General features: G+C 62.8%; 23 protein-coding genes. 7 read left to right on the forward strand and 16 right to left on the reverse strand.

Going from position 1 to position 26,113, the window contains the following annotated elements:
* Window positions 1–2: 2 nt before the first annotated feature.
* From CCC_RS08960 to rpsF, 5 genes are all read right to left on the reverse strand, one after another.
* A complete protein-coding gene (locus CCC_RS08960) occupies window positions 3–1,523 on the reverse strand; it encodes a replicative DNA helicase (protein WP_041040933.1) in 1,521 nt (506 codons plus the stop codon).
* A 270-nt stretch (window positions 1,524–1,793) separates the two neighbouring features.
* Window positions 1,794–2,357 carry a 50S ribosomal protein L9 gene (rplI, locus tag CCC_RS08965; RefSeq protein ID WP_009868622.1) on the reverse strand — a complete coding sequence of 188 codons (564 nt, stop codon included), beginning with the start codon at window positions 2,355–2,357 and terminating at the stop codon, window positions 1,794–1,796.
* 1 nt (window position 2,358) lies between these two features.
* Window positions 2,359–3,312, reverse strand: a complete 954-nt coding sequence (locus CCC_RS08970) for a hypothetical protein (protein WP_041040935.1) — start codon at window positions 3,310–3,312, stop codon at window positions 2,359–2,361.
* A gap of 22 nt (window positions 3,313–3,334) precedes the next feature.
* Complete coding sequence (rpsR, locus tag CCC_RS08975; RefSeq protein ID WP_041040937.1) at window positions 3,335–3,619, reverse strand: 30S ribosomal protein S18; 285 nt, start codon at window positions 3,617–3,619, stop codon at window positions 3,335–3,337.
* Entirely contained in the window at window positions 3,619–4,053 is a 435-nt protein-coding gene (gene rpsF / locus CCC_RS08980; protein WP_041040939.1) for a 30S ribosomal protein S6, read from the reverse strand. The genes rpsR and rpsF overlap by 1 nt, the downstream gene beginning before the upstream one ends.
* Before the next feature lie 222 nt (window positions 4,054–4,275).
* Here rpsF and fabD point away from each other — a divergent pair, with 222 nt between their 5' ends.
* The 5 genes from fabD to mltG all read left to right on the forward strand — a co-directional run bounded on the left by fabD (window position 4,276) and on the right by mltG (window position 8,831).
* Window positions 4,276–5,217 carry an ACP S-malonyltransferase gene (fabD, locus tag CCC_RS08985; protein WP_041040941.1) on the forward strand — a complete coding sequence of 314 codons (942 nt, stop codon included), beginning with the start codon at window positions 4,276–4,278 and terminating at the stop codon, window positions 5,215–5,217.
* Between the two features lie 14 nt (window positions 5,218–5,231).
* Window positions 5,232–5,969, forward strand: coding sequence for a 3-oxoacyl-[acyl-carrier-protein] reductase (gene fabG / locus CCC_RS08990; RefSeq protein WP_009866977.1), 738 nt, complete (start codon window positions 5,232–5,234; stop codon window positions 5,967–5,969).
* A gap of 242 nt (window positions 5,970–6,211) precedes the next feature.
* Window positions 6,212–6,445, forward strand: coding sequence for an acyl carrier protein (locus CCC_RS08995; RefSeq protein ID WP_008615764.1), 234 nt, complete (start codon window positions 6,212–6,214; stop codon window positions 6,443–6,445).
* 84 nt (window positions 6,446–6,529) lie between these two features.
* Window positions 6,530–7,783 (forward strand): beta-ketoacyl-ACP synthase II, encoded by a 1,254-nt coding sequence (gene fabF, locus CCC_RS09000; protein WP_041040944.1) that lies wholly within the window; start codon window positions 6,530–6,532, stop codon window positions 7,781–7,783.
* Between the two features lie 73 nt (window positions 7,784–7,856).
* Complete coding sequence (mltG, locus tag CCC_RS09005; RefSeq protein ID WP_041040946.1) at window positions 7,857–8,831, forward strand: endolytic transglycosylase MltG; 975 nt, start codon at window positions 7,857–7,859, stop codon at window positions 8,829–8,831.
* Window positions 8,832–8,950: 119 nt separating this feature from the next.
* Here mltG and pyk read toward each other — a convergent pair whose 3' ends face one another.
* The 7 genes from pyk to ttdA form a co-directional block, all read right to left on the reverse strand.
* Window positions 8,951–10,378: a pyruvate kinase gene (gene pyk, locus CCC_RS09010; protein ID WP_041040948.1), complete on the reverse strand. Its 1,428-nt coding sequence runs from the start codon at window positions 10,376–10,378 to the stop codon at window positions 8,951–8,953.
* Window positions 10,375–11,655, reverse strand: a complete 1,281-nt coding sequence (locus tag CCC_RS09015) for a glycerate kinase type-2 family protein (protein ID WP_041040950.1) — start codon at window positions 11,653–11,655, stop codon at window positions 10,375–10,377. Before CCC_RS09015 ends, pyk begins: the two co-directional genes overlap by 4 nt.
* Window positions 11,656–11,730: 75 nt before the next feature.
* On the reverse strand, window positions 11,731–12,810 hold the full coding sequence (locus CCC_RS09020; protein ID WP_009868941.1) for a tartrate dehydrogenase: 1,080 nt from the start codon (window positions 12,808–12,810) through the stop codon (window positions 11,731–11,733).
* Between the two features lie 68 nt (window positions 12,811–12,878).
* The gene (locus CCC_RS09025) at window positions 12,879–13,694 is read right to left on the reverse strand and encodes a haloacid dehalogenase type II (RefSeq protein WP_201773297.1); all 816 of its coding nucleotides are present in this window, start codon (window positions 13,692–13,694) and stop codon (window positions 12,879–12,881) included.
* A gap of 9 nt (window positions 13,695–13,703) precedes the next feature.
* Window positions 13,704–14,993, reverse strand: coding sequence for an MFS transporter (locus tag CCC_RS09030; RefSeq protein WP_041040951.1), 1,290 nt, complete (start codon window positions 14,991–14,993; stop codon window positions 13,704–13,706).
* Between the two features lie 221 nt (window positions 14,994–15,214).
* Window positions 15,215–15,823, reverse strand: coding sequence for a L(+)-tartrate dehydratase subunit beta (gene ttdB, locus CCC_RS09035; protein ID WP_011385543.1), 609 nt, complete (start codon window positions 15,821–15,823; stop codon window positions 15,215–15,217).
* Window positions 15,820–16,719 (reverse strand): L(+)-tartrate dehydratase subunit alpha, encoded by a 900-nt coding sequence (gene ttdA / locus CCC_RS09040; protein WP_082036565.1) that lies wholly within the window; start codon window positions 16,717–16,719, stop codon window positions 15,820–15,822. The genes ttdB and ttdA overlap by 4 nt, the downstream gene beginning before the upstream one ends.
* Before the next feature lie 143 nt (window positions 16,720–16,862).
* On the opposite strand from ttdA, the gene CCC_RS09045 reads away from it, so the two are divergent.
* Complete coding sequence (locus CCC_RS09045) at window positions 16,863–17,777, forward strand: LysR family transcriptional regulator (protein WP_009868936.1); 915 nt, start codon at window positions 16,863–16,865, stop codon at window positions 17,775–17,777.
* 48 nt (window positions 17,778–17,825) lie between these two features.
* On the opposite strand, the gene CCC_RS21730 is transcribed toward CCC_RS09045, so the two are convergent.
* The 3 genes from CCC_RS21730 to CCC_RS21160 are packed head-to-tail and all read right to left on the reverse strand — an operon-like array spanning window position 17,826 to window position 22,293.
* Window positions 17,826–19,970 (reverse strand): response regulator, encoded by a 2,145-nt coding sequence (locus CCC_RS21730; RefSeq protein WP_082036566.1) that lies wholly within the window; start codon window positions 19,968–19,970, stop codon window positions 17,826–17,828.
* Window position 19,971: 1 nt separating this feature from the next.
* Complete coding sequence (locus CCC_RS09055; protein ID WP_009868933.1) at window positions 19,972–20,283, reverse strand: STAS domain-containing protein; 312 nt, start codon at window positions 20,281–20,283, stop codon at window positions 19,972–19,974.
* A gap of 15 nt (window positions 20,284–20,298) precedes the next feature.
* Window positions 20,299–22,293 carry a methyl-accepting chemotaxis protein gene (locus tag CCC_RS21160; protein ID WP_052473062.1) on the reverse strand — a complete coding sequence of 665 codons (1,995 nt, stop codon included), beginning with the start codon at window positions 22,291–22,293 and terminating at the stop codon, window positions 20,299–20,301.
* 478 nt (window positions 22,294–22,771) lie between these two features.
* Between CCC_RS21160 and CCC_RS21165 the strand changes: the two genes are divergently transcribed.
* Entirely contained in the window at window positions 22,772–24,673 is a 1,902-nt protein-coding gene (locus tag CCC_RS21165) for a cache domain-containing protein (RefSeq protein WP_082036567.1), read from the forward strand.
* Window positions 24,674–24,770: 97 nt separating this feature from the next.
* Here the strand turns inward: CCC_RS21165 and glgC are convergent, their stop codons facing one another.
* Entirely contained in the window at window positions 24,771–26,060 is a 1,290-nt protein-coding gene (gene glgC / locus CCC_RS09070) for a glucose-1-phosphate adenylyltransferase (RefSeq protein WP_009868930.1), read from the reverse strand.
* Window positions 26,061–26,113 lie beyond the last annotated feature (53 nt).

The following is a 26,113-nucleotide window of genomic DNA, read 5'->3' on the forward strand; positions in this document are numbered from 1 at the left end:
GCTCAGTACCCCGGTGGCTCTTCGTAATGGTCGCTGGCGGCCAGATTGCCGAATTTGGTGTATTCGCCCTGGAAAGCGAGGCGCACGGTGCCCACGGGGCCGTGACGCTGCTTGGCGATGATCACTTCGGCGGTGTTGTGGACCTCTTCGCAGCGCTGCATCCACTTGGCATGGCGCTCGTTGAATTTTTCCTGGGCCTCTTCCGGGCGCTGGCCCGGCTCGGCGCGTTCTAGATAGTATTGTTCGCGGAAGACGAACATCACCACGTCGGCGTCTTGCTCGATGGAGCCCGATTCGCGCAGATCGGCCAGTTGGGGCCGCTTGTCCTCGCGCTGTTCGACGGCGCGCGACAACTGGGAGAGCGCGATCACCGGCACCGACAATTCCTTGGCCAGGGCCTTCAGGCCGCGGGTGATCTCGGACACTTCCTGCACGCGGTTCTCGGAATTGGAGGACGAGCCCCGCAGCAATTGCAGATAATCGATAACGATCAGGCCCAGACCGTGCTGACGCTGCAAGCGCCGCGAACGGGTCCGTACCGCCGAGATGGTCAGCGCAGGAGTATCGTCGATGAACAGCGGCAGGCGATGCAGGTTCTGGGCGGCCACCACCAGGCGCTCGAACTCCTCGTTGGACATCTCGCCCTGGCGGATCTTGTGGCTGTTGATCTCGGCCTGCTCGGCCAGGATACGGGCCGCCAACTGTTCCGACGACATTTCCAGGGAGAAGAAGGCGGTGATGGCGCCATCGACGCCCTTCTTGCGGCCGAGCGCGTCCACCTCTTCCTTATAGGCATAGGCGGCGTTGAAGGCGATGTTGGTGGCCAGCGCGGTCTTGCCCATGGAGGGGCGTCCGGCCAGGATGATCAAGTCGGAATCGTGCAGGCCGCCCAGCTTGGCATCCATGTCGATCAGCCCGGTGGGCACGCCCGACAGCTTTCCCTGGCGTTTGTGGGCGGCCTCGGCATTGGCGATGGCGCCCACCAGGACGGTCTTGAAATCCTCGAACCCGCCCTCGGTTTGGCCTGTGGTGGCCAGATCATAGAGCTTGGCCTCGGCCCTGCCGATCTGATCGATGGCCGGCACGTCCAGATCGGGGGCGAAGGCGTCGTTGACCATGTCCTCGCCCATGCCGATCAGCGAGCGGCGCAGATGCAGGTCGAAGACCAGCTTGCCGTAATCCTCGGCATTGATCACCGAGACCACGGCATTGGCCAACTGCGCCAGATAATTGGTTCCGCCGATCTCGGCCAGCCCGCCATCATTCTCGAAATAGGTCTTCAGCGTCACCGGATTGGCCATCTGGCCGCGCTCGATCAGCTTGCCGCAGGTGGCGAAGATGCGCCCATGCACCGGGTCGGCGAAGTGTTCGGCCTTCAGGAATTCCGAGACGCGTTCATAGGCGCGGTTGGACAGCAAGATGGCGCCCAGCAGGGCCTGCTCCGCCTCATAGTTGTGAGGGGGCACGCGAAAGCCGAGTCCCTCGGTGGGGGCGGCGGGATGGTCTGGCTGGAAAGCGGTCATGACCCGTGCATGTTAGCAGAAGCGGCGCCGTAGCGATGCGGCATCCATCTTATTTCGGCCTGTGGATAACGGGGATATCGGGGGCAACCATTTATTTTTCGTCATCTCTGACGAGGCATCGCCGAGATCCGGGATCCATGGTGCCGTTTCCCGGTATGGATCCCGGATAAGCCTGGCGGGTTTCCGGGATGACGTATTCTTGTGACGCAAAAGAAAACGGCGGCCGGACCGAAAAGTCCGACCGCCGCATCCTTTGAAAGATGTCGAGGCTTAGGCCTCGGCGGCTTCCTCGGTGACTTCATCGGCCACGTCTTCCTCGGCCGGAGCCTCCTCGGCTTCCTCAACCTCGGTCGCGGCGGCTGCGGCGGCGGCAGCGCGCTCGGCTTCCTCGGCGGAGCGGGCGACATTGATGGTCACCACAACCGACACTTCCGGGTGGAGCGAAACGCGCACGCCGTAGGAGCCCAGGGTCTTGATCGGCTGGTCCAGGTTGACCATGCGACGCTCGATGGTGTAGCCCGAGGCCTTGACCGCATCGGCCACGTCCTTGCCCGACACCGAGCCGTAGAGCTGGCCGCTCTCGCCCGCCTGACGGACCATCAGCACCGACAGACCAGCCATCTTGTCGGCCACGGCCTGAGCCTCGTCACGACGCTTGAGGTTCAGGGCCTCGAGCTGGACGCGCTGCTTTTCGAAGAAGGCCAGATTGGCCTTGGAGGCGCGCAGCGCCTTCTTCTGGGGCAGCAGAAAATTGCGGGCAAAGCCGGGCTTGACGTTGACCACGTCGCCCATCTGGCCCAGCTTCTCGATCCTCTCGAGCAGGATGACTTCCATCTTATTCCTCCTTGCCGCCGCCGCTTGATCCGGCGCGGCGGAATCTCGTCATGAACCTCACCAGCCCCAGGCCGGCCACGGGAATGAACACCCAGGCCGAGGCCAGGAACAGACCTCCGTATAAGCCCGCAAGGATCAACCTTGCGTTAGACCGGCCAGCGGCCCATCCGTGTACCGCCGCCAGCCCCAGAAGGCCGAACGGCATCAGCGTCACCAGAACCGCGCTGCGGGCCACGTAACCGAGGTCGCCCTCGGCTGTGGCCCCGGTGGCCATCGCGGCTGCCAGCACCACACCCAGCCACAGCGGAAGCTCGAGCTCCCGATAGGATGGAGTGGGCCGCCGGTTTCTGCCGAGTCGGACCAGGAAGCCCTGGGCCGTCACGGCATTCACCACCGCCATCGCCAACCACGAGCCAGCGACCATGGCCGGGAAGAACGGAACCCACCACTCAGAGGCAGACTTACGCTGCCCGGGGGTGAGATCGGGAGCCATCATGTCCAGGGTGCGTCCGATGGTATCGGCCACCCAGGCCTGAAGGCCTCCATTCTCCACGCCGTCCGGTCGGTCCGGGATTAGCAGCGCGCCGATTGCGATCAGCGCCAAACCAATTCCGGTCAGCCAGCTCAGCACCAGACCCGGCGGATACCACTCGACATTGTTGTCGGCATTCGCACGCCACAACAACGCCTGACGGACCACCACCAGGCTTGGCAGCAAGACCACCACGGCGAAGGGCAAGGGGGCAAAACCTCCTGCCGTCAACGCCACGGCGGCCGCTGCGGCCAGACCCGCCAACAGAACCGCTCCATTGCCCCGGTAAAGCCCCACCATCATCAAAGGCAGAGGCGCCAGGTAAGAGAGCAGCATTCCGGCGGCAAAGCCTTTTGCCAGCGACAGGAACAGGAGAGACGATACCAATCCTGCCGCCAGCGGAACGCCAAACGACCTGGTCACGGTGACCCGGCCGAACCTGAACTCACTTCACCACATAGGGCAGCAGACCCAGGAAGCGGGCGCGCTTGATGGCCTGGGCCAGTTCACGCTGCTTCTTGGCAGACACCGCGGTGATGCGAGACGGCACGATCTTGCCACGCTCGGAGATGAACCGAGACAGCAGCTTGATGTCCTTGTAATCGATCTTCGGCGCACCCTCGCCCGAGAACGGGCAGGTCTTGCGGCGGCGGAAGAACGGACGACGCTGGGCTCCGCCTGCAGCGGCGGCGGCGGCGGGGCGGGGACGCTCGGTCTTGACCTCGGTCATTATTCGCCTCCTTCCATACGGCGGGGTTCACGGTCGCGGCGCGGACGATCCTCGCGGTCGCCACGCGGGGGACGGTCATCGCCCTCGCCACGGCGGGGACGGTCGTCGCGGGACTTGGACTGCATCATGGCCGACGGACCCTCTTCGAGTTCCTCGACGCGGATGGTCAGGGTGCGCAGCACGTCTTCGTTAATGGACATCTGGCGCTCCATCTCCTTGACGGCGGCGGACGGCGCATCGATGTTCAGAAGGACGTAGTGGCCCTTGCGATTCTTCTTCACCCGGTAGGCGATGTTGCGCAGGCCCCAGTACTCCTTCTTGGAGACCGAGCCGCCGCCCTGGGCGATGATGTTGGAGAGTTCGTCGGTCAGGGCTTCCACCTGGGGGGTGGAGATATCCTGGCGCGCGATGAACACGCATTCGTACAAAGACATTCGAAAACCCCTTATGGCTTTTCTCTTCCCATATCGTCCCCAATGGACGAACAGGCATAGCCGTAACCCCCTTTCGGGAGCCGGCAAGGGTTGGAAGCCGCGCACTATACACAAATCGAATCGGGATGCAAGCGGATGCGGCGCGGGGCCAAGGATTGCTTGACAGGCGGCGGTGCTTTCTCCTTTCTTCTCGCCCACCAATCGTTTCGAGGGGAGTTTTCCATGACCCGCGCGTTCGTCTTTCCCGGCCAGGGATCCCAGGCTGTCGGCATGGGCCGCGAATTGGCCGAGGCCTTTGCCCCCGCCCGCCAGCTGTTCCAGGAAGTGGACGACGCCCTGTCGCAGAAGCTCTCCACCCTGATGTTCGAGGGTCCCGAGGACCAGTTGACGCTGACCGAGAACGCCCAGCCCGCCCTGATGGCGGTGTCCATGGCCGTGGTCCGGGTGCTGGAGGCCGAGGGCGGGTTCGATCTGGCCAAGGCCGCCACTTTCGTGGCAGGTCATTCGCTCGGCGAGTACTCCGCTCTGGCCGCTGCCGGGACGTTCAGCGTGGCCGATACGGCGCGCCTGTTGAAGATCCGCGGTCAGGCCATGCAGAAGGCCGTGCCCGTCGGCATGGGCGCCATGGCCGCTCTGCTGGGCTCGGAATTGGAGCAGGCGCGTGAAATTGCCGCCCTGGCCGCCGAGGGCGAGGTCTGCGAGGCCGCCAATGATAATGGCGGCTCCCAGGTTGTGCTGTCCGGCCATAAGAGCGCCGTGGACCGCGCCATCAAGATCGCCGCCGAGAAGGGGATCAAGCGGGCCATTCCGCTGCCAGTGTCCGCCCCCTTCCATTGCGCCCTGATGCAGCCCGCCGCCGATGCCATGGCCGAGGCCCTGGCCAAGGTGGAGATGAAGGCGCCCCGCATTCCCCTGGTGGCCAATGTCACCGCCGCCCGCGTCACCGATCCGGCCGCCATCCGCGACCTGCTGGTCCGTCAGGTCACCGGCACTGTGCGCTGGCGCGAAAGCGTGCTGTTCATGAAGGCCGAGGGCGTGACCTCGCTGGTGGAACTGGGCGCGGGCAAGGTGCTGGGCGGTCTGGCCAAGCGCATCGACAAGGAACTGACCGGCTCTTCGGTGGGCGCCCCCGCCGATATCGAAGCCTTCCTCGCGTCTCTTTAAGTTAGGGGGAACCCATGTTCGATCTTACCGGCAAGACCGCCCTGGTGACCGGCGCTTCGGGCGGCATCGGCGGCGCCATCGCCAAAGCCCTGCATGCCCAGGGGGCCACTGTCGGCCTGCACGGCACCCGGCGCGAGGCTCTTGACGCCCTGGCCGCCGAACTGGGCGAGCGCGTCCATGTGCTGCCCGCCAATCTGTCCGACGGGGCGGCTGTCGAGCAACTTGCCAAGGATGCCGAGGCCGCCTTGGGCTCCATCGACATCCTGGTCAACAACGCGGGCCTGACCAAGGACGGTCTGGTGCTGCGCATGAAGGACGAGGACTGGCAGACGGTGCTGGACGTCAATCTCACCGCCGCCTTCCGCCTGTCGCGCGCCGCCGTGAAAGGCCAGATGAAGCGCCGCTGGGGCCGCATCATCAACATCACCTCCATCGTGGGCGTCACCGGCAATCCGGGGCAGGTCAACTATGCCGCTTCCAAGGCGGGCATGATCGGCATGAGCAAGGCCCTGGCCCAGGAAGTGGCCAGCCGCAACATCACGGTGAATTGCGTGGCGCCGGGCTTCATCAGTTCGGCCATGACCGACGTGCTGTCCGATGACCAGAAGACCAAGCTGAACGCGGGCATTCCCGCCGGGCGGATGGGTACGGCCGAGGAGATTGCCGCCTCGGTGGTCTATCTCGCCAGCGCCGAGGCCGCCTATGTGACGGGGCAGACGCTCCACGTCAACGGCGGCATGGCAATGATCTAACCAAGATGCCGTCTTGGCATCTTGGTTGGGCCCAAGGGGCCGCGCACCTTAATGCGGCGGGGGGACAAGGATGTCCGCCCGCCGGTTGAGGGCGATCTAAAAGGTGTCAAAAATAAGGCTGCCGATGCTGGCAATGCCAAAAAAAGTATGGTACAGACGGGCACTTTCCGCCTGTTGGGGCACGCACCGGACCGGCGCATTAAACAGTTTTCCCTTTGACGAGACTTTTCGAGGATTCGCAAATGAGTGACGTGGCTGAACGGGTTAAGAAGATCGTCGTCGAGCATCTGGGCGTTGAAGAGGCCAAGGTGACCGAGAACGCCTCCTTCATCGATGACCTGGGCGCCGACAGCCTCGACACCGTCGAGCTGGTGATGGCCTTCGAAGAAGAATTCTCCGTTGAGATCCCCGATGACGCCGCCGAGAAGATCCTCACGGTCAAGGACGCCATCGATTTCATCACGGCGAATTCCTAAACGGATTTGCGGACGCCGGGCCGCCCATGGCGGGTCCGGCGTTCTTATCCTTTGTCCCAGACACTTTCCGAAAGCCAGGGTTCCATGAGACGTGTCGTCGTCACCGGCCTCGGCCTGACCACTCCGCTCGGTAACGGTGTTAACACCAACTGGGAGCGTCTGATCGCCGCCCAGTCCGGTATCCGTCGTATCGACGCCTTTGATGTTTCAGACCTCGCCGCCCAAATCGCCGGTGTCGTGCCGCGCGGAACCAATCCGGGCGAGCTTGATCTCGATGCCGTCGCTCCCGCCAAGGACCGCCGCCGCATGGACGATTTCATCGTCTATGGCTTGGCCGCAGCTTCCGAGGCCGTGGAGGATTCCGGTTGGATGCCCACCGATTCCGAATCGCTGGAACGGACCGGCGTGATGATCGGGTCGGGTATCGGTGGTCTTCCCAATATCGCCGACGGCGCCATCACGCTGGAGAAATCCGGTCCGCGCCGCATCAGCCCCTTCTTCATTCCCGCCGCCCTGATCAATCTGGTCTCGGGCCATGTTTCCATCCGCTACGGCTTTAAGGGGCCGAATCATGCGGTGGTCACGGCCTGCGCCACGGGTGCCCACGCCATCGGCGATGCCGCCCGTCTGATCATGTTCGACGATGCCGACGTGATGGTCGCTGGCGGTACCGAGGCGGCCGTTCACCGTCTTGGCATTGCGGGCTTCGCCGCCGCCAAGGCGCTGTGCACCAGCTATAACGATCGTCCCACCGAGGCCTCGCGCCCCTGGGACAAGGATCGTGACGGCTTTGTCATGGGCGAGGGCGCCGGTATCGTGGTGCTCGAGGAACTCGAGCATGCCAAGAAGCGCGGCGCCAAGATCTATGGCGAGGTGATCGGCTACGGCATGTCCGGTGACGCCCATCACATCACCGCTCCCGCCGAGGACGGCAACGGCGCCGTGCGCGCCATGCGGGCCGCCATCAAGCGGGCCGGGGTGTCGCTGGACGAGATCGACTACGTCAATGCTCACGGCACCGCCACCATGGGCGATACCATTGAGCTGGGCGCGGTCAAGCAGGTGTTCGGCGATCACGCCTACAAGCTCTCCATGTCGTCTACCAAGTCGGCCATCGGCCATCTGTTGGGCGCGGCGGGCGCGGTGGAAGCCATCTACTCTTTGCTGGCCATCCGTGATCAGGTCGCGCCGCCGACCCTCAATCTGCACAATCCGGATGAGGGCTGCGATATCGATCTGGTTCCGCTGAAGGCCAAGCAGCGCAAGATCAAGGTGGCGCTGTCCAACTCGTTCGGGTTCGGCGGCACCAACGCCTCGTTGGTGTTGCGCGGCTACTGAGCGTTTTGACGCTGTATGTTCAGGCAAGGCCCCCGATCATCCGGGGGCCTTTGTCTTGTCTGGAGGATGAGCAATGAAGCCGTGGATGAAGATCGTCGCCGGTGTCCTGGCCATCATCCTGATCGGGCTCGGCTGGGCCGCCTGGGAAGGCCATCGCCGTTTCACCGCGCCGGGACCGTCGCCTAAGCCGGTGATCGTGATCATCCCCAAGGGGTCGGGCACCGAGCTTATCGCCCACTCCCTGGAAGGGGCCGGGGTGATCTCGTCGCGCTACGTCTTTGCCGCAGGCGTGAAATTGCGCCGCGTCACCCTCAAGGCCGGTGAATACGCCTTTCCCGCCCAGGTCTCGCCGGAAGAGGCCATGCGCATCATCGCCGACGGCAAGGTGGTGATTCACAAGCTGACCGTGGCCGAGGGACTGACCACGCGTCAGGTGCTGGATATGGTCAGCGAGGCCGATTTCCTGGCCGGTCCCATCACCCGCAAAGTGTCCGAGGGCCACCTGCTGCCCGAGACCTGGCACATGGTCCGCGACGAGTTGCGCGACGACGTCATCGCCCGCATGGAAAAGGCCATGACCCAGACGCTCGACGTGCTGTGGGTGGCCCGTGCCCCCGGTCTGCCGCTCAAAAGCAAGGAGGAGGCGCTGATCTTGGCCTCCATGGTCGAGCGCGAGACCGGCACCGAATCCGAACGCCCCCGCGTCGCCGCCGTGTTCTACAACCGTCTGGCCCGCAATATGCGGCTTCAGTCGGACCCGACAGTGATCTACGGCGTCTCGGACGGCCTGGGCGAACTGGACCACCCCCTGACGCGGGCCGAACTTCAGACCAATCACCCCTGGAATACCTATACCATCGACGGTCTCCCCAAGACCCCCATCGCCAATCCCGGCCGCGCTTCCCTGGAAGCCGTACTGCACCCGGCCAAAAGCGACGAACTCTACTTCGTCGCCAACGGCACCGGCGGCCACACCTTCGCCCGCACGCTCGACGAACACAACGCCAACGTGGCCAAGTGGCGTCAGATCGAGAAAGCGGGGAAGTAGGGGGCCGGTCTCCGCCCGCCCCCGCCATAAGGCAAGGCCTTTTGGAAACCCAGGGCAATAAATATTCGCCGAACCTGGGTCATTGCGGCGGAAGGCGCCGCAAATTCCAAAGCTGTTGGTCAGAGCGAAGTTCTGGGCACGCGCACGATGCGCAGCAGGTTGGTTGACCCGGCGGTTCCAAATGGCATGCCCGCGATGATCACCAGTGGCTTGCCGTCCTCGGTGAAACCCTCTCGGGTCGCGATCCCTGACGCCTTGGCGACCATGTCCTCCACATTGGCGGCATCTTCAGTGTGGACGGAATGGACGCCCCAAGCCAAGGCAACGTGGCGGGCCGTGGCGGCGTTGGGGGTTAAGCTGAGGATGGGCGATGCCGGGCGTTCACGAGCGATCCGTAAGGTGGTGAAGCCCGAAGTGGTGTAGGCGACGATGGCGGCGACCGACACAATGCCGGTCACCTGGCAGACGGCGGCGCTGATGGCGTCGGCGTCGTTGGCCTCGGGCTTGGCGCAACCGCTGCCCAACCCGTCGAGATAATTGGGATCGCTTTCGGCCCGGCTGATGATGCGGCTCATCATGGTGACGGCCTCGACCGGATAACGGCCCGAGGCGGATTCCGCCGACAGCATCACCGCATCAGCTCCGGCAAAGACGGCGGTGGCCACGTCGGACGCCTCGGCCCGCGTCGGGGTGGGCGCCTCGATCATGGATTCCAGCATCTGGGTGGCGACGACCACCGGCTTACCGGCAGCGCGACACGAGCGGATGATGCGCTTTTGCAGGCCGGGCACATCCTCGGGCGGCAATTCGACGCCCAGATCGCCGCGAGCCACCATCACCGCGTCGGACAAGGCGACGATCTCGTCGAGGCGGTCGATGGCCGAAGGCTTTTCCAGCTTGGACAGGATGCGGGCGCGCTCGCCAATCAGGGCGCGGGCCTCTTCCACATCCTCGGGCCGCTGCACGAAGGACAGCGCGATCCAGTCGATACCCAGTTCCAGGGCGAAGGCAAGGTCGTGCCGGTCCTTCTCGGTCAAGGCCGACAGGGGAATCACCGCATCGGGGACGTTGACGCCCTTGCGGTCGGACAAGGGACCGGCCACCACCACCACCGTCTCGGCGAAGTCCGAACCGCAAGCCTCGACCCGCAGCCGGACCTTGCCGTCATCTAGCAAAAGCTCCGAGCCGGGGGTCAGGGCCGACAGGATTTCCGGGTGCGGCAGCGGGGCGCGGGTGGTGTCGCCCGGCTCTGGCGACAGATCGAGGCGGAAGGTCTGGCCCGGCTTCAGGACCACCTTGCCCGCTTTGAAGACGCCAAGCCGCAGCTTCGGCCCTTGAAGGTCGGCGAGGATGGCGATGGGGCGACCCAGTTCGGCCTCCAGGCGGCGGATTTCCTTGAACCGCTCCAGGTGGTCGTCATGGCTGCCATGGCTGAAATTGAGACGAAAGACATCGGCGCCAGCCTCCCACAGCGTGCGGATCATTTCCGGGCGGGAACTGGCTGGCCCTAAGGTGGCGACGATACGGGTATTGCGCTTCTGTCTCATGGGGAGCTGTCCTTGTCGGCGATCAGAATCGCCCGGAAATCGTTGACATTGGTGAGTGTCGGGCCGGTTACCACACAATCGCCCAAGGCCTGGAAGAAGCGGTGGGCGTCGTTGGCCGCCAGACTGTCCTTGGGCTTGATCCCCATGACCCAGGCGCGCGATAGGGTGTTGGGCGTGATGATGGCGCCTGCGATATCCTCCATGCCATCGACGCCATCCGTATCTCCGGCGATGGCATGAATTCCCGGCTGTCCGTTCAAGGCGACGGCCAGGGACAGCAGGAATTCCACGTTAGGGCCGCCGCGCCCTTGGCCCCGGACGGTCACCGTGGCCTCGCCGCCCGATAGCAGCACGCAGGGTGGCGTGAAGGGCTGGCCGCGCTTGGCCACCTGAAGCGCTACGTTGGCCATGACCGTGCCCACATCCTTGGCCTCGCCCTCGATGCTGTCGCCCAGGATATGGGCGGCGAATCCGGCGTCTTGCGCCAGTCTGGCCGCGGCTTCCAGTGCTATCTGAGGTGCGGCGATGATGCGCGTCTCGGTCTTGGCCAATCTGGGGTCGCCCGGCTTGATGCTTTCGCCCAGTCCGCCCTCAAGAATGTCGAGAACCTTGTCGGAAACCACGATGCCATAGCGCCGGATGATGGCCAGGGCATCGGCGCAAGTGGTGGGATCGGCCACTGTCGGCCCCGAAGCGATATCCATGGGATTGTCGCCGGGGACATCGGAAATCAGCAGCGTCACCACCCGGGCCGGGTGGCAGGCCGCCGCCAGACGGCCGCCCTTGACGGCCGACAGATGGCGACGGACGCAGTTCATTTCGCTGATGGTCGCGCCGGATTTGAGCAGGGCGCGGCTGACGTCCTGCTTATCTTCCAGCGTCAGGCCATCCAGCGGCAAAGGCAACAACGCCGAACCACCACCCGAGATCAGACACAACACCAGATCGTCGGCGGATAACCCTGACACCAGATCCATCATTCTCCGAGCGGCATTCAGCCCGGCTGCATCGGGAACGGGATGAGCCGCCTCGACAATGGTGACGCGGGCGCACGCAACATTATAGCCGTAGCGGGTGACCACCAGCCCGGACAACTCGCCCGACCAGTTGTCCTCGACCGCTCGGGCCATGGCTGCAGATGCCTTTCCGGCTCCGATGACGATCAGGCGCCCCTTGGGGGCGGCGGGCAGGTGCGCCGGAACGCAATGGGCCGGCTGGGCGGCAGCGACGGCCGCATCGAACATCCGTCGCAGCAGATCCCTGGGGGATTGGGTCATGATCGATCCATCCGTGGCTTGGGTGAAAGGCCAACGGGGCGAAGGTCTTCCTCCTTCGCCCCCCTGTCGTCGGGCCTATTCGTTATCGGCCTTGATTGCCGCGATTACGGCATCGGTGACGATCCGCGTGGTCGCCTTGCCGCCGAGGTCTGGCGTGTGCAGCGCCGGATCGGCGGTGACCCGCTCGATGGCCCGCATCAGTCGGGCCGAGGCCGCCGTCTCGCCCAGATGGTCCAGCATCATGCAGGCGGTCCAGAAGGTGCCGATGGGGTTGGCAATACCTTTGCCGGTGATGTCGAAGGCGGACCCATGGATCGGCTCGAACATGGACGGGAACTTGCGCTCCGGATTGAGGTTGGCGGTGGGCGCGATGCCAAGCGAGCCAGCCAGCGCCGCCGCCAGATCGGACAGGATGTCGGCGTGGAGATTGGTCGCCACGATGGTGTCCAGGGTTTCCGGCTTCAAGGTCATGCGCATGGTCATGGCATCGACCAGCATCTTGTCCCAGGTAACGTCAGGAAACTCGGCGGCCACCTCGGCGGCGATCTCGTCCCACATCACCATACCGTGGCGCTGGGCGTTGGACTTGGTGACCACGGTCAGCAGCTTGCGGGGACGCGACTGGGCCAGTTTGAAGGCGAAGCGCATGATCCGCGTCACCCCGGCGCGGGTGAAGATGGTCACTTCGGTGGCGACCTCCTCGGGGAAGCCGCGATGGGAGCGGCCGCCTTGGCCCGCGTATTCACCCTCGGAATTCTCGCGGACGATGACCCAATCCAGATCCTGGGGCCTCACATTGCCCAGCGGGCTCTTGATGCCCGGCAGGATGCGGGTCGGGCGCACATTGGCGTACTGATCGAAGGGCTGGCAGATGTTGAGGCGCAACCCCCACAAGGTGATGTGATCGGGAACGTCGGGCGCGCCCACCGCGCCGAAATAGATGGCGTCGAACTTTTTCAGCGTGTCACGGCCGTTCTCCGGCATCATCACGCCGTGTTTCTTGTAGTAATCCGAGCCCCAGTCGAAGGACTCGACATTCAGGCGAAAGCCTCCATCACGCTTGGCAAGGGCATCGAGAACCTCCAGGCCAGCGGCCACCACTTCCTTGCCGATTCCATCGGCCGGAATGGCCGCGATAGCATAGGTCCGCATCATGCTTTCTCCCACATGTCTCTATTGAGCCCAGCCGACCGACAATGGGCTCCACCCGCCGCGGTTCGGTATTACGCCCCCAAGGCATTCGCCAGGGCGGTAAAACTGTCCGTGTAGAGATCGAACCAAGGTTCCGGTGAGATATCCGGTTTGGCCGCGGGTCCGAATTCAAGAGGTCGGGCAACGAATGCTGTGCGCATTCCGAAGGCGCGTGCCGCCTTCAGATCGTATTTATGGCAGGCCACCATCAAAATTTGATCGGGACGGCACCCCAGATAGTCCACTGCGACCTGATAGACGGCAGGCGACGGCTTGTAGGTGTGAGCCAATTCGGCCGTCAGAACGGCATCGAAGGGAAGGCTCGCGTGCTTGACCACCGCGACAACCGCCGCCATACCAGCATTGGACAGCGTCGACGTCAGGAAGCGCCGCCTTAGCCGTGTAAGCCCCTCCACACTGTCCGGCCAGGGATCGAGGCGGGTCCATACCCGATTCATCTCCTCGCGCTCGTCAGATGTGAATCTCCCGGAGAGGCCACGACGCTCCAGTAAGATATCCAGCGCCTCGCGATAGATGGCATCGACCCGCAGCCAGGGCCGCTGTCCGGAAATGACCTTGTCGAGGCCGATGCGGTAAAGATCCCGCCACTCCGCGGACAGCGCCGCCCAGTCGAGGTCAAGGCCCTTGGCACGGTTCACCGTCTCGCCCATGCGCAAGATGGGCTGAAAGAAGTCGACGCAGGTGCCCTGCACGTCAAAGGCAAGCGCCCGTATGCCGTCTAGTCCCGTCGCACTGCCTTCCGCCGCAGAGACCTTGGTCGCCACAGCGGTCATCGCAGCCGCTCCTGCCAAGAAACCGCGCCGTGTCATCGTGATTCCTTCTTGCATAGCTCCCTCCTATCCAATATTGCGCTGGGAGCGGGCCAGCAGCAGGGTCGTCACCGCTGAGACAGCCAGAAGCCCGGCGACGAAATAAAGCCCGCCCATGAAGCTGCCGGTCAGGTCCTTGATCCAGCCGATCATGGCGGGACCGGCGAAGCCGCCCAGATTGCCGATGGAATTGATGGTGGCGATCCCCGCGGCGGCGGCCGAGCCGGACAGGAACATGGTCGGCATGCTCCACAATGGCGGCTTGGCGGCGCTGATGCCGATATTGACCAGGGTCAGGGCCAGGATGACGGTGACGACGCCGTCGGCATTGCCCGCGAAGACAAGGCCAGCGGAGGCCACCAGACAGGCGCCGACCACATGCCAGGTCCGCTCGCCGGTGCGGTCGGAATGACGCGCCCACAAGACCATGGCGACGACCGAAACCGTCGGCGGGATCATGTTGAGCAGGCCCACCGTCATGGACGACACGCCAAGCTGCTTGATGATCTGCTTGATGATCTGCGGCGCCCAGATGCCCAGGGTGTAAAGACCGGCTGAGGTGCCGAAATAGATCAGGGCCAGGGCCAGAACGCGAGGGTCCGCCAATCCGCGCCAGACGCTGTGCTTGGCATGACCGGACTTGGCCGCCGCCTCTTCGTTCATGGCGTTGACCAGCCATTCGCGTTCGTCATCGGCCAGCCATGCGGCCTTTTCCGGGCGGTCGGTCATGAAGAAGAACACCACCACACCCAGGATCAGGGCGGGAATGGCCTCGATGATGAACATCCACTGCCAACCGGCCAGCCCCATGACGCCGTTCATCTCGAGCAAGGCGGCGGAGATGGGAGAGCCCAGAGCGGTGGAAATGGGGGCAGCGGCCATGAAGAACGCCGTGACCCCGGCCCGGTGGCGGGCGGGGAACCAGTAGCTGAGATAGAGGATGATGCCGGGAAAGAACCCCGCTTCGGCCGCGCCCAGCAAGAAGCGCATGACGTAGAAGCTGGTGCTGCTCTGGACGAAGGCCATGGCACCGGAGATCAAGCCCCAGGTGATCATCACCCGGGTGATCCACAGGCGTGCGCCGACCTTGTTCAAGATCAGGTTGGACGGCACTTCGAACAGGAAGTAGCCGAAGAAGAAGATGCCTGCGCCAAAGCCGAAGACCGAGGATGAAAAGCCGAGTTCCTTGTTCATGGTCAACGAGGCGAAACCGATATTCACCCGGTCGATATAGGCGATGAAATACAGGAGCATGATAAAGGGGACGATGCGCCAGCTGATCCTGCGCAGCACGCGCTTTTCCAAATCCGTATTCATTGGACAGACTCCTCGCCCAGCATTGTTTTATCTTTGGCGCGGTATCACGCCTGATCTTGACGAGCATGGTACGCGAGCAATCCGGCGGGCTTAAACAGCACAGGTTTATACAAAAAAATGATATAATCCCGCAGCCAGGTAAGGGACGCCGATGGCAACGAAAAGTCCCGACGAGGCGACCTCATCGGGACATGGTGCGGGAGCGGCGCTGAATTCAAGACTTAGCGGATAAAGCCCACCTGGCTCTTGATCCGCTCGAGAATCGGACCCTTCTTCTCGTTGAAGCGGGCCTTGTTCTGCTCGAACAGATTGTTGCCCTTGGTGTCGATGGAGATGATCAGGGGGCCGAATTCATTGACCTTGTTGACCCACATGGTCTCCGGCATGCCCAGGTCCTGCCATTCGGCGCCTTCTATCCGTTCGACCTTGGTGGCGGCAAGCACGGCGCAGCCACCGGGGAACACCGCATGCACCGCCTTGTCCTCGGCGCATCCGGCAACCGTTTCCGGCCCCATGCCGCCCTTGCCGATGATCAGCTTGACCCCGGTTTCCTTGATGAACTGCTTTTCGAACTTCTCCATGCGCATGGAGGTGGTCGGGCCGATGGAGACCATCTCGAAGTCGCCCTCATCGGTCTTTCGCACGATGGGACCGGCGTGGAAGATGGCCCCGCCCTTGAGATCGACGGGAAGCTGGCGCTTTTGTTCGATCAGGCGGCGGTGGGCCACGTCGCGGCAGGTCACCAGGCGGCCGGTCAGATAGACGATGTCGCCGACATTGAGATCCGCCAGATCTTCGTCCTTGATGGGCGTCGTCAGGATCTTCTTCACAGCACCACTCCTTCATGCGAGACGATTTCGTAGGACAGGTCCGCATTGAAGCGGATGCGGCCACGGCGATGGGCCCAACACCCGGTGGAGACGGCCACGCCGATGGTGGACGGATGCCGCGCCGAGGATTCGATGTTGACCCCCATCACGCTGCTGTTGCCGGTCAGGCCCTGCGGGCCGATGCCCAGCTCGTTCAGGCCGTCTTCCAGCAGGGTTTCCATCTTGGCGGCATTGGCGTTGTCATGATGGGACCCCACGGGACGCAAGATCGCCTTCTTGGACAGGCGCGCCGCCGTCTCCGCCGAGGTCGAGACCCCAACCCCGATCAACAAGGGCGGGCAGGCGTTGATGCCACGCGAGGTGACCACGTCGAAGACGAAATCGACGACGCCCTCGTATCCCTGGCCCGGCATTAGCACCGTCGAAGCGCCCGGAAGGGTGCAACCGCCGCCAGCCATGTAGACGTCGATGATCACGCCGTCGTCGTTCGGGACGATCTCCCAATCCAGCCACGGAATGCGTGACCCGGTATTGGTGCCGGTATTCTTTTCGTCGAAGGCTTCCACCGCATTGTGCCGCAGGGGACCCAGCTTGGTGGCGCCCAGGGTGGCATTGCGCAGGATTTCTTCCAACTCGCCCAGCAGGGGGAACTTGGCTCCGGCGGTGATGAAATACTGGATGACGCCGGTATCCTGGCAGCTCGGCCGGTTCAGCTTGTCCGCCGCCTCCTGGTTTTCAGCCATGGAATCGAACAAGACGTTGGCCATGGGGTTGGTCTCCGCCTCCCGTAGATCGGCCAGCTTTTCCTTGATATCGGTGGGCAGCCGCTTACCGATATAGGATGTAAACTTGGTCATGATGTCGGTCATGACCTCGACGGGCGCCTGACTTGTCACGCTCAACCTCCTTGGGCATTGCAGATACTTGGCGCGACATCCGCGCTTGATCCTGGAGGTGATCGTAGTCTTGTGATCCGGCCGCGATAAATCGCGCAGGTTTATACAAAAAAATGATACAATCCGGGCCGGGAGGAGAGGTCGTGGATCTGCATCAGCTTCGGTGCTTCATCGCGGTGGCGGAGGAGCTTCATTTCGGCAAGGCCGCGCAGCGTCTCGCCATGCTGCCATCGGCCTTGGGCCGCCATATCCGCATGCTGGAAGAAGACCTCGGCACGCGCCTGCTGACGCGGACCACCCGCAATGTGGCGCTGACCGACGATGGCGCCGTTTTGCTGGACGATGCCCGCGCCCTGCTGGCCCAGGCCGAGGCCATCGCCAAGCGGTTCCGGGGACGCGGACGGGACCGGGCCACGACACTTAAAATCGGGGCCATCGACAGCGCCTCGGCCGGGCTGATCCCTCTGCTGCTTCACGACTTTCGCCAAAAGCGCCCCGATGTGGTGATCCAGCTTGTCGAGGACAAGTCGATCCGCCTGCTCCCGCGCCTTCTATCGGGGCGGATTGATCTTGCCCTGGTCCGCCCGCCGGAACATCCGGATAAAAGTATCGAGCTCCTGTTCCTGTTCCACGAGACGGCGGTTGTGGCGGTTCCCGAGCATCACTCCTTGGCTGAGTACGACAAGGTGACGGTTCAGGATTTGGCCGACCAGCCCCTGATCGTTCCAGAACGTCGATCCCGTCCGCACAGCCATGACCTGACCATGAAGCTGTTCGCCGAAGCTGGCTTGCAGGCGCGGGTCGCCCAGTTGGCGGAAGAGAAGCAGACGATCGTCAATCTGGTCGCAGCCAATATCGGTGTCGCTATCGTGCCGCGTTGGACATCTCGGATGGCTGTCACCGGGGTGCGATATATCCCCCTCGAAGTGACCGCCGGAGGCGGCATGAACAAGCTTCCTCTGGCCGCCGCATGGGTTCGGGGGACGCGGGATCCTATTCGCGATGAGATGCTCGAAACCCTTCGAGAACGTCTTGGAATCTATGCCGAGTTGGCCTGAGTGGTCTCGCCGCATCTTGCGGCCCATTGATGATTGCGATGTCTCGATCTAAGACGGCATCGCGACCGCGACTTCGACCACGTTGCCGGGTTCATGGTATGCCAGGGTATCGAAGGACAGCCGACGAGCTATGGCGATACCACGGCCGTGGGAGTGGAATGCCCGCTCGGGTGAAATGTCCATATAGGGACGCCAGTCGAATCCCGGTCCCTGATCGCGAACGGTGAAGCGCAATCCCTGGGGTTCACGGCTCACCGCGATACTGGCGCGCCGGTCTCCCAGATCCGGACGCGCCAGCCGCGCCTCGATCTCCTCGATCAGGCGTCCCGAAGTCAGGAACTCGGTCTTTTCCTGGTAGCTGATTTCCAGATTGCCGTGCTCGATCGCGTTGACCATCAGTTCCGATAGGCCGGTCACAACGTCGGGGGCCCAGGGGCATAAACTGGCCAGGGCAACCGCCAGCCAATCCGCCTCAGCGAGGGTGCGGAAGGCGAATTCGCCTTGTTCCAGAAGCGCCAGGGTCCCACTTTGTCGGCGAAGATCGGTCCGCAGCTTCTGGGCTCGGCGATGATCGGCCACCGCCGCCTTGACCACCGAACTCAGAATCTGCAATTGCAGCGGCTTGACCAGATAATAAAAGACTCCGGCCTGAATTCCCTCGGCGATATCTTCGGACGAACCGAAGGCGGTCTGCATGATGACCGGAATCTGAGCCAGTCTGATATCTGACTTCAAATGCCGCAGCAAGGTCATGCCGTCCATCCGCGGCATCTGGCGATCGAGCAGGATGGCGTCGAAGCGTTCGGGCTCGGCTTGCAGGCGCTCAAGGGCGACGAGACCATCCTCTGCCTCGGCGATGGCGTAGCCTTCGGCTTTCAGCATCGTATCGAGCAGTTTGCGGTTCATGGGCATATCGTCCACCACCAGCAGACTGGCACCGTGCCCGGGCAGCAACTCGGCCGGACCGGTGAAGGGATGGAGCGGTCGTCCGTTCACCAAGACCGGATAATCGGGAAAGGTCGCTGAAACCAAAAGCAGGTCGTCGGCGCAATCTGGATTGCTGGCCAGAAAGGTCTTGCCAAGGTGTCGGGCCACCTCGGCTTCGCCCGTCTCGCCAGCCCGGGCCACCTGCTCCTCTATCCAACCGGCCAGGGCCGTTTCCGTCATGCTGCCCTCTGCGGCCTGCTCGACCAAGGCGTCGCTGTAGATCAACAGGCGGTCGCCTTTGCCGATGGCCACTCTCCCCAATTGGCGTCCAGCATCTTCGGTCAGCCCAAAGGGCAAACCCGACAGCTTGAGCGCCTCGCGGCGTCCATCGGCACGCAGCAGAACAGCGTTTCTGAGCCCCGCCGCCACATAGCTGAAGCAGCCCTCCACCCGGTCGAACACGCCATAGACGCCAGCGACGAAATGGTGGTGGTCGCGATCCACCGAGACCAGTCGGCAGTCGAGCAACGCCGCCATTTTCAGTGGATCATCGGCAAAAGAGGGTAATGGCGACAGAACGGAATGGGTCGAGAAGGCGCGAAGTGCCGCGCCTATTCCGTGGCCGGACACGTCGCCGAAGAACAGCGCCACCTTGCCGCCACCCAGCAGCCATGCTTGCCACAAATCGCCGCCAACCGCCGAGCAGGGACGCGAGAACCAGTCAAAGGCAATCCCCGCTGCCGTCCTTATGGCCTTCAGAGTTTCGGTGCGGGGCAACACCGAGGTCATCAGTAGGGCCGCCTCGGCCAGTTCGTTCACCATGCGGGTATTGTCGAGGCGCATGGCGCGGCTCATCAGTGCATTGGCGGTATGGACCGACACCCTTGACACCAACTCCCGTGGGTCGAAGGGCTTGTGGATGACGTCGGTGGCGCCGGCATCGAAGGCAGCCAGGACCTCGTCGCGCGCCGTCATAGCCGTCTGGATCAGAATCGGCAGCCCGGCCAGCGCTGGATTGCTCCTCACCCGCCGACAAACCTCAAGGCCGCCGATCCCCGGCATCACCAGATCGAGCAGGAGGCAATCCACCCGCTGGCTGGACAGCGCCGCGAGAGCCGCCTCGCCGCCATCGACGCATTTCACCTGCGTGAAACCGTGCCGGGCCAGGAGGGCGGAAATCATCATCCGGTTGGTTTCGAGATCATCGACCACCAGAATCGAGGCGTCTAAGACCGATCGTTCCCCCGACGGCGGCGCCGATCCCATATCAGCGGACGATGGTGAAGAGCTTACCGAAATCGACGACTTCGAGGATGCGGTCGACCTGCGGCGGCGGCTTGACCAGAGTAAGCGTTCCGCCAGCTTTGGCCAAGCGCTCGCGCAGCAGGATCAGCATGCTGAGCGCCGCCGAATCCAGACTGCCGATGCCGGTCAGATCCACCTCGACCGAGCTGGCGCCGGACGACACCACCGCGTCGACCACCGTGCGGAAGGCCATGTTCTCGGAAAAGGAAAAGTCGCCGGAAAGCTTGATGGTCAGGACGTTGCCGTTCCGGGATAGTGTGTGGTTCAGGGGCATTGTGGCGTTCTCCGGTCAGCGACGGACCATGGCAAGGAAGGATTGGGTCTGGCGGTCCAGAGTCTCGGAGGCATCCTGCAGCGAATCGGCCGACCACAGAACCTCGATAGCCCCTGCGCCGGTCTTGAGCGAACCCAGCGTCACCTCGGAAATGGCAGAGGACACATGCACCATGTCGTCGGCCACGCCGGTCACGTTGCGGGTGATTTCGGCGGTCACCGCCGATTGTTCTTCGATGGCGGCGGCGATGCCGGTCGAGATGTTGTTGACCGACAAGATGCCGCCCCGGACCCGCTCGAAGGCCGTCACCGCCACGCGGGTCTGTTCCTGGATGCCAGCGATGCGGCTGGCAATCTCCTCGGTGGCCTTGGCGGTCTGATTGGCCAGATGCTTAACCTCGCCCGCCACCACCGCGAAGCCCTTTCCGGCTTCGCCAGCCCGTGCAGCCTCGATGGTGGCGTTCAAGGCCAGTAGATTGGTCTGGCTGGCAACATCGCCGATCATGCCAGCGACATGGCCGATCTCCTGAATGGAATCGGACAGCAGCTTGATTTGCTGTGCCGCGCCGTCCACATCGTTGACGGCGTCGCCCGACACCTCATTGGCATTGGTGACCTGGCGGGAAATCTCCGCGATGGAGGCTCCCAGTTCTTCGACTGCGGCGGCCAGCCCTTCGACTTTCTGGGTGGTCTGCAAGGCCGTGTCGGCCACCCCCAGGGAGCGCGAGGTTCCCGATTCCTGGCGCTGGGCCGAGGTCGAGGCCGAATTGTAGATCGATCCCACCGCCTCCTTGACCACGGTGATCACCGAGCCCACTTCGCGCTCGAAGGTTTCCGCCATGCGGACTTTTTCCGTCACCGGCATCCAGGTGAGCAGAGGGCCCACATAATGGCCCTTTCGGTCAAGGATGGCGCTGACGTTCAGTTCGATGACCTCCTGCCCGAGACTGATATTGGCCACGTGCGGAAGCTTGGTCGGATCTTGGAGGATGCGCCGGGCATGCTCGGGATTCTTATGGAAGATATCGACCGATTTGCCGACCACCTCGGCCGCAGGGCAGGGCAGATGACTTTCCAGGGTGGAGAGGAGTTCGCGGCTGGCCTTGTTCTGGTACGAGATGGTGAGATCCGGCCCCGAAGCCATCATCACGCGCGCCGTCATCTGGTCGAGCATCTGGCTTTGCTGGAATGAAGCCACCGAGGTTTCGCGCAAGCAGCCGAGCGAGGTGATCATGTTATCTATTTCGGCCATGCCGGTGTGGGACGGCAGCTCCTGATCGGTGTCGCCCGTAGCGATCGCCTTCATAGCCGATTCGACCCCGCCCAAGGCGCGGGTGACGCTGCGCACCACCGGTATACCGACGATGGCGGCGGTCAGCGCCGCCAATAGGCCCAAAGCCAGAACCAGGGTGGTCGCCCGGCCAGAGCTTTCCACCGTGGCCTCGGATTCCCCGGCCAGCTTGATGGCGACCTCGTCAACCCGGGCGCGGACCAGATCGACGCCGTCCTTGACCTCGCCCTGAATTTTGTCGGAAACCGCGTCGAAGGAGGGCATCAGCGGGTTACCGGTTCCTGGCCCGCCAGCGACATAGGCCTCGGCCATACGCCGGCCGGTGGCGTAGTAGGGCTCGAAATCCTGGCTCATCCGCGCCAGGAGGGCATCCGCCTCGGTCAATCCCCCGGCCTTGGCGGTGGCGCGGGCCTGGGCCAACGTCTCACGGAACGCCTTGGCATGCTCCTCGGCTTCGGCGAAGCCGCTATCCAGCCCATCTTGCCCCCGTGTGGCAGAGACATCGCTGAAGAATTGCTGGACCTGAACAACCTCAAGCCGAAGGCTGTAAAGTTGGCCGAGCAGCACCACTTCCTTCGCGGTGAAGCCCTTTACCGAACGGGAGTTTTCTTCCACCGCCGCATTCAGAGTGCCGATGGACCTCTGGGCCACCACCAGGGCCGCCGCAAAAGTCACCAAGATGAAGGCCAGCATGGCGAACAGACGGAAACGCAACGTCATGGGTCCAGTCCTTCCGTGGGGGCCGCGTCAGCAGAATGGCCGCAGAAATTTTCATTCCCTGCGAATGGGTATAGCGAAGGAAATGCTTAAACGGCAATCGGATATTTTAAAATCCATCCCTGGTTGGAGGGGCAGGATGATGCCGGGATTTATAGCTACATTAGTATCGCCTTATTCGCACTATTCCGTTTCGCGGTGAGGCAGCCCGCCAAGCGCGCTTCACGAGCGCAGCGCTTGGGTTATTGGCTGACCGACATGGCCGCAAAGCGGAACGGATGCTGTGGGACCGGTCGGGTGGACCAATTCGTAGACCTTGCCGGTGGGATCGATCCAAATCCCAGGGCACAAAGCCGCTCTTGTGATTTGCGTATTTTTGCGTGGCAACATACCCCCTTTGTATTACACGATAATGCCCTACTAAGGCTCCGTCCTCGTTTGCCTGGGGGGACAATCGCACGTCATCCGACAGGGGGCACCCGTGCAGGGGAATGAGCGGCAAATTTTCAAGCTCCAACTATTCTCCTCGGCGATTATCGTCGCGGTGATGGCCCTAGCATTGGGGGGGCTGTTAATCACTCAGGCCCGCAGTGAATACGACGCCAGCCTCCTCGCCTTGGAAGAGCAGGAAACCCAGGCGATGAAGGAAGAGTTGATCCGCCAGGTCGAGACTGCCAAGAACTTCCTGAGAACCATGCAGGCCAGCACCGAGGAAGTCCTCAGGCGGCAAATCACCGATCAAGTCGACCAAGCCTATGCGCTGAGCAGTGCGCTCTATGACCGCGAGCAGGGACGCTTGGGAGAAGGCGAGGTGAAGCGTCTGGTGATCGAAGCCCTTCGTCCCATCCGCTTTTTCAACGGAAAGGGATACTATTTCGTCGATGACATGGACGGGAATTGTCTGCTGCTGCCCATCAATCCGAACCTTGAGGGCACATCGCTCCTGAATAATCGGGACGATGCCGGAACCTATATCATGCGAAGCCTGATCAGTGCGGCCAACAATCCCAGCGGAGAAGGGTTCTCGCGCTATCGTTGGTATGCGCCGGGCAGCGGTAAGAAGATGCTCGAGAAGATTGCCTATGTCCGTAAGTTTGAACCCTATAATTGGCTGATCGGTACCGGGCAGTATATTTCGGACGTGGACCAAGTGCTTCAAGCCGAGGCCCGAAACCGGCTTCGGGGATTGCGTTTTGGACCCCATGCCAAGGGGTATTTCGTGATCTATGGCCCTGGGGAGAAGGTCCTGGTCTCTCCGTCGCGACAGGAGAGCGAGGATCATTTGATTGATGAGCTCCCGTCAGATGGGCGGGCCGTCGCCCATACGATCTTCGATCAAGGACAGAAAGGGGATGGTTTCGTCCGCTATGACTGGGCCATCGATGGAGGCACATCGAACAAGTCGACAAAACTGGTCTATGTCTCCAAGGTTCCGGATTGGGACTGGGTCATCAGCGCTGGCCTATACCTCGACGATCTGGCCGCGACTATAGCAAGCCGCAGAGCCGCGCTGGACGAAAGCATCCGGAATAAGGTGCTGGTAACCGTACTCGCCGCCTTGACGGGGATTGTCATTTCACTGGCAATCGGATGGAAATTCTCCCACATCTCTCACCGGATGGTGGAAAGCTTTCACAGTAACATTGCCCACAAAAATCAGGAACTGGAGGCCAAGACCCGGACCCTCGAGCAATCCAACGCCGATCTCGAGCAGTTCGCCTATGTCGCATCCCATGACCTTCAAACCCCACTGAGAAACATCGTCCGTTTCGCTCAGTTGCTGGAGCGTCGCTACAAGGGCCGCATCGATTCAGACGCCGATGCCTTCATCGGCTTCATTGTCGATGGCGGTAAGCACATGACCCAGTTGATCAGCGATCTCCTTGAATTTTCCCGCGTGTCTCGGCAATCCGCCCCGCTGACACCGATATCCGCGACCGAAGCCATCACTCAAGCGCTTAAAAATCTCGAGCTTGAGATCGCCAAATCTGAGGCAGAGGTGAACGTTGATGATTTGCCACTGGTAATGGCCGATCAGACCTACTTGGTCAGTCTGTTCCAGAATCTGGTGGGCAATGGCATCAAGTATGGTGCGGCGGACAGAAAGCCTGTGATCTCGGTTTCTGCAATGCGCGTATCCTCAGGCCGCTGGCGGTTTGCCGTGACCGACAACGGGATCGGTATCGAGCCGCAATATCAGGAAAAAGTATTCGAGATTTTTCAACGCCTGGACCCGACCTCCCGCAGGGAAGGCACCGGTATCGGTCTGACACTCTGTCGGCGGATCGTTCATCGTTTCGGTGGAGCCATCTGGCTGGAATCCATTCCCGGCGAGGGAACGACATTGTTCTTCACGCTTCAGGATGGTTCCGCCGCGGCCTGACCAGGGCAGCTTGATCCTCCCCCGCATGGCGCGACGCTTCATCGACCGTATTCGCATACGGTGCCGGATGCCGTCATCGAATGATGCCTGTTTCCCCTTAGGCCCCCAGCAGCTTCAGCCTCTCCGCCGTCACCAGGGTGATGCCCTTTTCGGTGCGGTGGAAGCGCGATGCGTCCAGCGCCGCGTCTTCGCCGACCACCAGGCCGGGCGGCACCACCGCGCCCTGGTCGACGATGCAGCGCTTGAGGCGGGCATGGCGGCCGATATCGACGTTGGGCAGGATCACGGCGTCTTCGACCACGCAGAACGAGTTGACGCGGACATTGGAGAACAGCATGGAGCGCCGCACCACGGCGCCCGAGACGATGCAGCCGCCCGCCACCAGGGAATCCACCGCCATGCCGCGCCGGTGCTCGGAATCGAACACGAATTTGGCGGGCGGCGATTGCGGCTGGTCGGTCCAGATGGGCCAGCTCTCATCGTAAAGGTTCAGGGCGGGCGTCACCGTGGTGAGGTCGATATTGGCCTCCCAATAGGCGTCGATGGTGCCGACGTCGCGCCAGTAATGTTCGCGCGCACCTTCGTGCATGACGCAGGAATCCTGGAAGTGATGGGCAATGACCCGGTGGCTCTTGACCAGGGCGGGGATGATGTCCTTGCCGAAATCGTGGCTGGTCTCGGCCGAGGTGGAATCCTTGATCAGCAGGTCGTGCAGCAATTGGTAATTGAAGATGTAGATGCCCATGCTGGCCAGGGCCTGATCGGGATGGCCGGGCATGGGCTGCGGATTGGCGGGCTTTTCGTCAAAGCGGATGACCCGGTCGTCCTCGTCCGCGGCCATGACGCCGAAGCCCTTGGCGGTTTCCAGCGGCACTTCGATGCAGCCGACGGTGACGTCGGCCCCGGCCGCCAGGTGATGGGCCAGCATCTTGCCGTAATGCATCTTGTAGACATGGTCGCCAGCCAGGATCAGCACGTGTTCGGGCCGGTGGGCGCGGATGATGTCCAGATTCTGGAACACCGCGTCGGCGGTTCCCTTGTACCAGTCCTCGCCCTGGGTGCGCTGCTGGGCGGGAAGCAGTTCGATGAACTCGTTGAATTCGCCGCGCAGAAAACCCCAGCCGCGCTGGATATGCTGCAGCAGGGAATGGGCCTTGTACTGGGTCAGAACCCCGATGCGGCGGATGCCGGAATTGATGCAGTTGGAAAGGGTGAAGTCGACGATGCGGAACTTTCCGGCAAAGGGGATGGCCGGTTTGGCATGCCAGTCGGTGAGGTCCATCAGGCGCGCGCCGCGCCCTCCGGCCAGAATCAGCGCCAGGGTGCGGCGCAGACGCTCGTTGACCTCGATATCGATGGCGGTACCGCGCTCGGTGGGATCAAACATTCATCACCCCTTGGACGTTCTTCATTGGCGATGACGGTGCCACATTCCCCTCG

This window comes from Paramagnetospirillum magnetotacticum MS-1, from assembly GCF_000829825.1.
In the GTDB taxonomy this organism is placed as follows: domain Bacteria; phylum Pseudomonadota; class Alphaproteobacteria; order Rhodospirillales; family Magnetospirillaceae; genus Phaeospirillum; species Phaeospirillum magnetotacticum.

What these genes read in the sequence shown, in the direction of transcription:
- mltG (WP_041040946.1), top strand. Translation starts at nt 7,857, where the DNA reads ATGAAGCCGTGGATGAAGATCGTCGCCGGTGTCCTGGCCATCATCCTG.
- fabG (WP_009866977.1), top strand. Translation starts at nt 5,232, where the DNA reads ATGTTCGATCTTACCGGCAAGACCGCCCTGGTGACCGGCGCTTCGGGC.
- rplI (WP_009868622.1), bottom strand. Translation starts at nt 2,357, where the DNA reads ATGGAAGTCATCCTGCTCGAGAGGATCGAGAAGCTGGGCCAGATGGGC.
- pyk (WP_041040948.1), bottom strand. Translation starts at nt 10,378, where the DNA reads ATGAGACAGAAGCGCAATACCCGTATCGTCGCCACCTTAGGGCCAGCC.
- CCC_RS21160 (WP_052473062.1), bottom strand. Translation starts at nt 22,293, where the DNA reads ATGACGTTGCGTTTCCGTCTGTTCGCCATGCTGGCCTTCATCTTGGTG.
- glgC (WP_009868930.1), bottom strand. Translation starts at nt 26,060, where the DNA reads ATGTTTGATCCCACCGAGCGCGGTACCGCCATCGATATCGAGGTCAAC.
- fabD (WP_041040941.1), top strand. Translation starts at nt 4,276, where the DNA reads ATGACCCGCGCGTTCGTCTTTCCCGGCCAGGGATCCCAGGCTGTCGGC.
- CCC_RS09020 (WP_009868941.1), bottom strand. Translation starts at nt 12,810, where the DNA reads ATGATGCGGACCTATGCTATCGCGGCCATTCCGGCCGATGGAATCGGC.
- CCC_RS08995 (WP_008615764.1), top strand. Translation starts at nt 6,212, where the DNA reads ATGAGTGACGTGGCTGAACGGGTTAAGAAGATCGTCGTCGAGCATCTG.
- CCC_RS09030 (WP_041040951.1), bottom strand. Translation starts at nt 14,993, where the DNA reads ATGAATACGGATTTGGAAAAGCGCGTGCTGCGCAGGATCAGCTGGCGC.
- rpsR (WP_041040937.1), bottom strand. Translation starts at nt 3,619, where the DNA reads ATGACCGAGGTCAAGACCGAGCGTCCCCGCCCCGCCGCCGCCGCCGCT.
- rpsF (WP_041040939.1), bottom strand. Translation starts at nt 4,053, where the DNA reads ATGTCTTTGTACGAATGCGTGTTCATCGCGCGCCAGGATATCTCCACC.
- CCC_RS09025 (WP_201773297.1), bottom strand. Translation starts at nt 13,694, where the DNA reads ATGCAAGAAGGAATCACGATGACACGGCGCGGTTTCTTGGCAGGAGCG.
- CCC_RS09015 (WP_041040950.1), bottom strand. Translation starts at nt 11,655, where the DNA reads ATGACCCAATCCCCCAGGGATCTGCTGCGACGGATGTTCGATGCGGCC.
- CCC_RS21730 (WP_082036566.1), bottom strand. Translation starts at nt 19,970, where the DNA reads ATGGGATCGGCGCCGCCGTCGGGGGAACGATCGGTCTTAGACGCCTCG.
- fabF (WP_041040944.1), top strand. Translation starts at nt 6,530, where the DNA reads ATGAGACGTGTCGTCGTCACCGGCCTCGGCCTGACCACTCCGCTCGGT.
- CCC_RS08960 (WP_041040933.1), bottom strand. Translation starts at nt 1,523, where the DNA reads ATGACCGCTTTCCAGCCAGACCATCCCGCCGCCCCCACCGAGGGACTC.
- CCC_RS09055 (WP_009868933.1), bottom strand. Translation starts at nt 20,283, where the DNA reads ATGCCCCTGAACCACACACTATCCCGGAACGGCAACGTCCTGACCATC.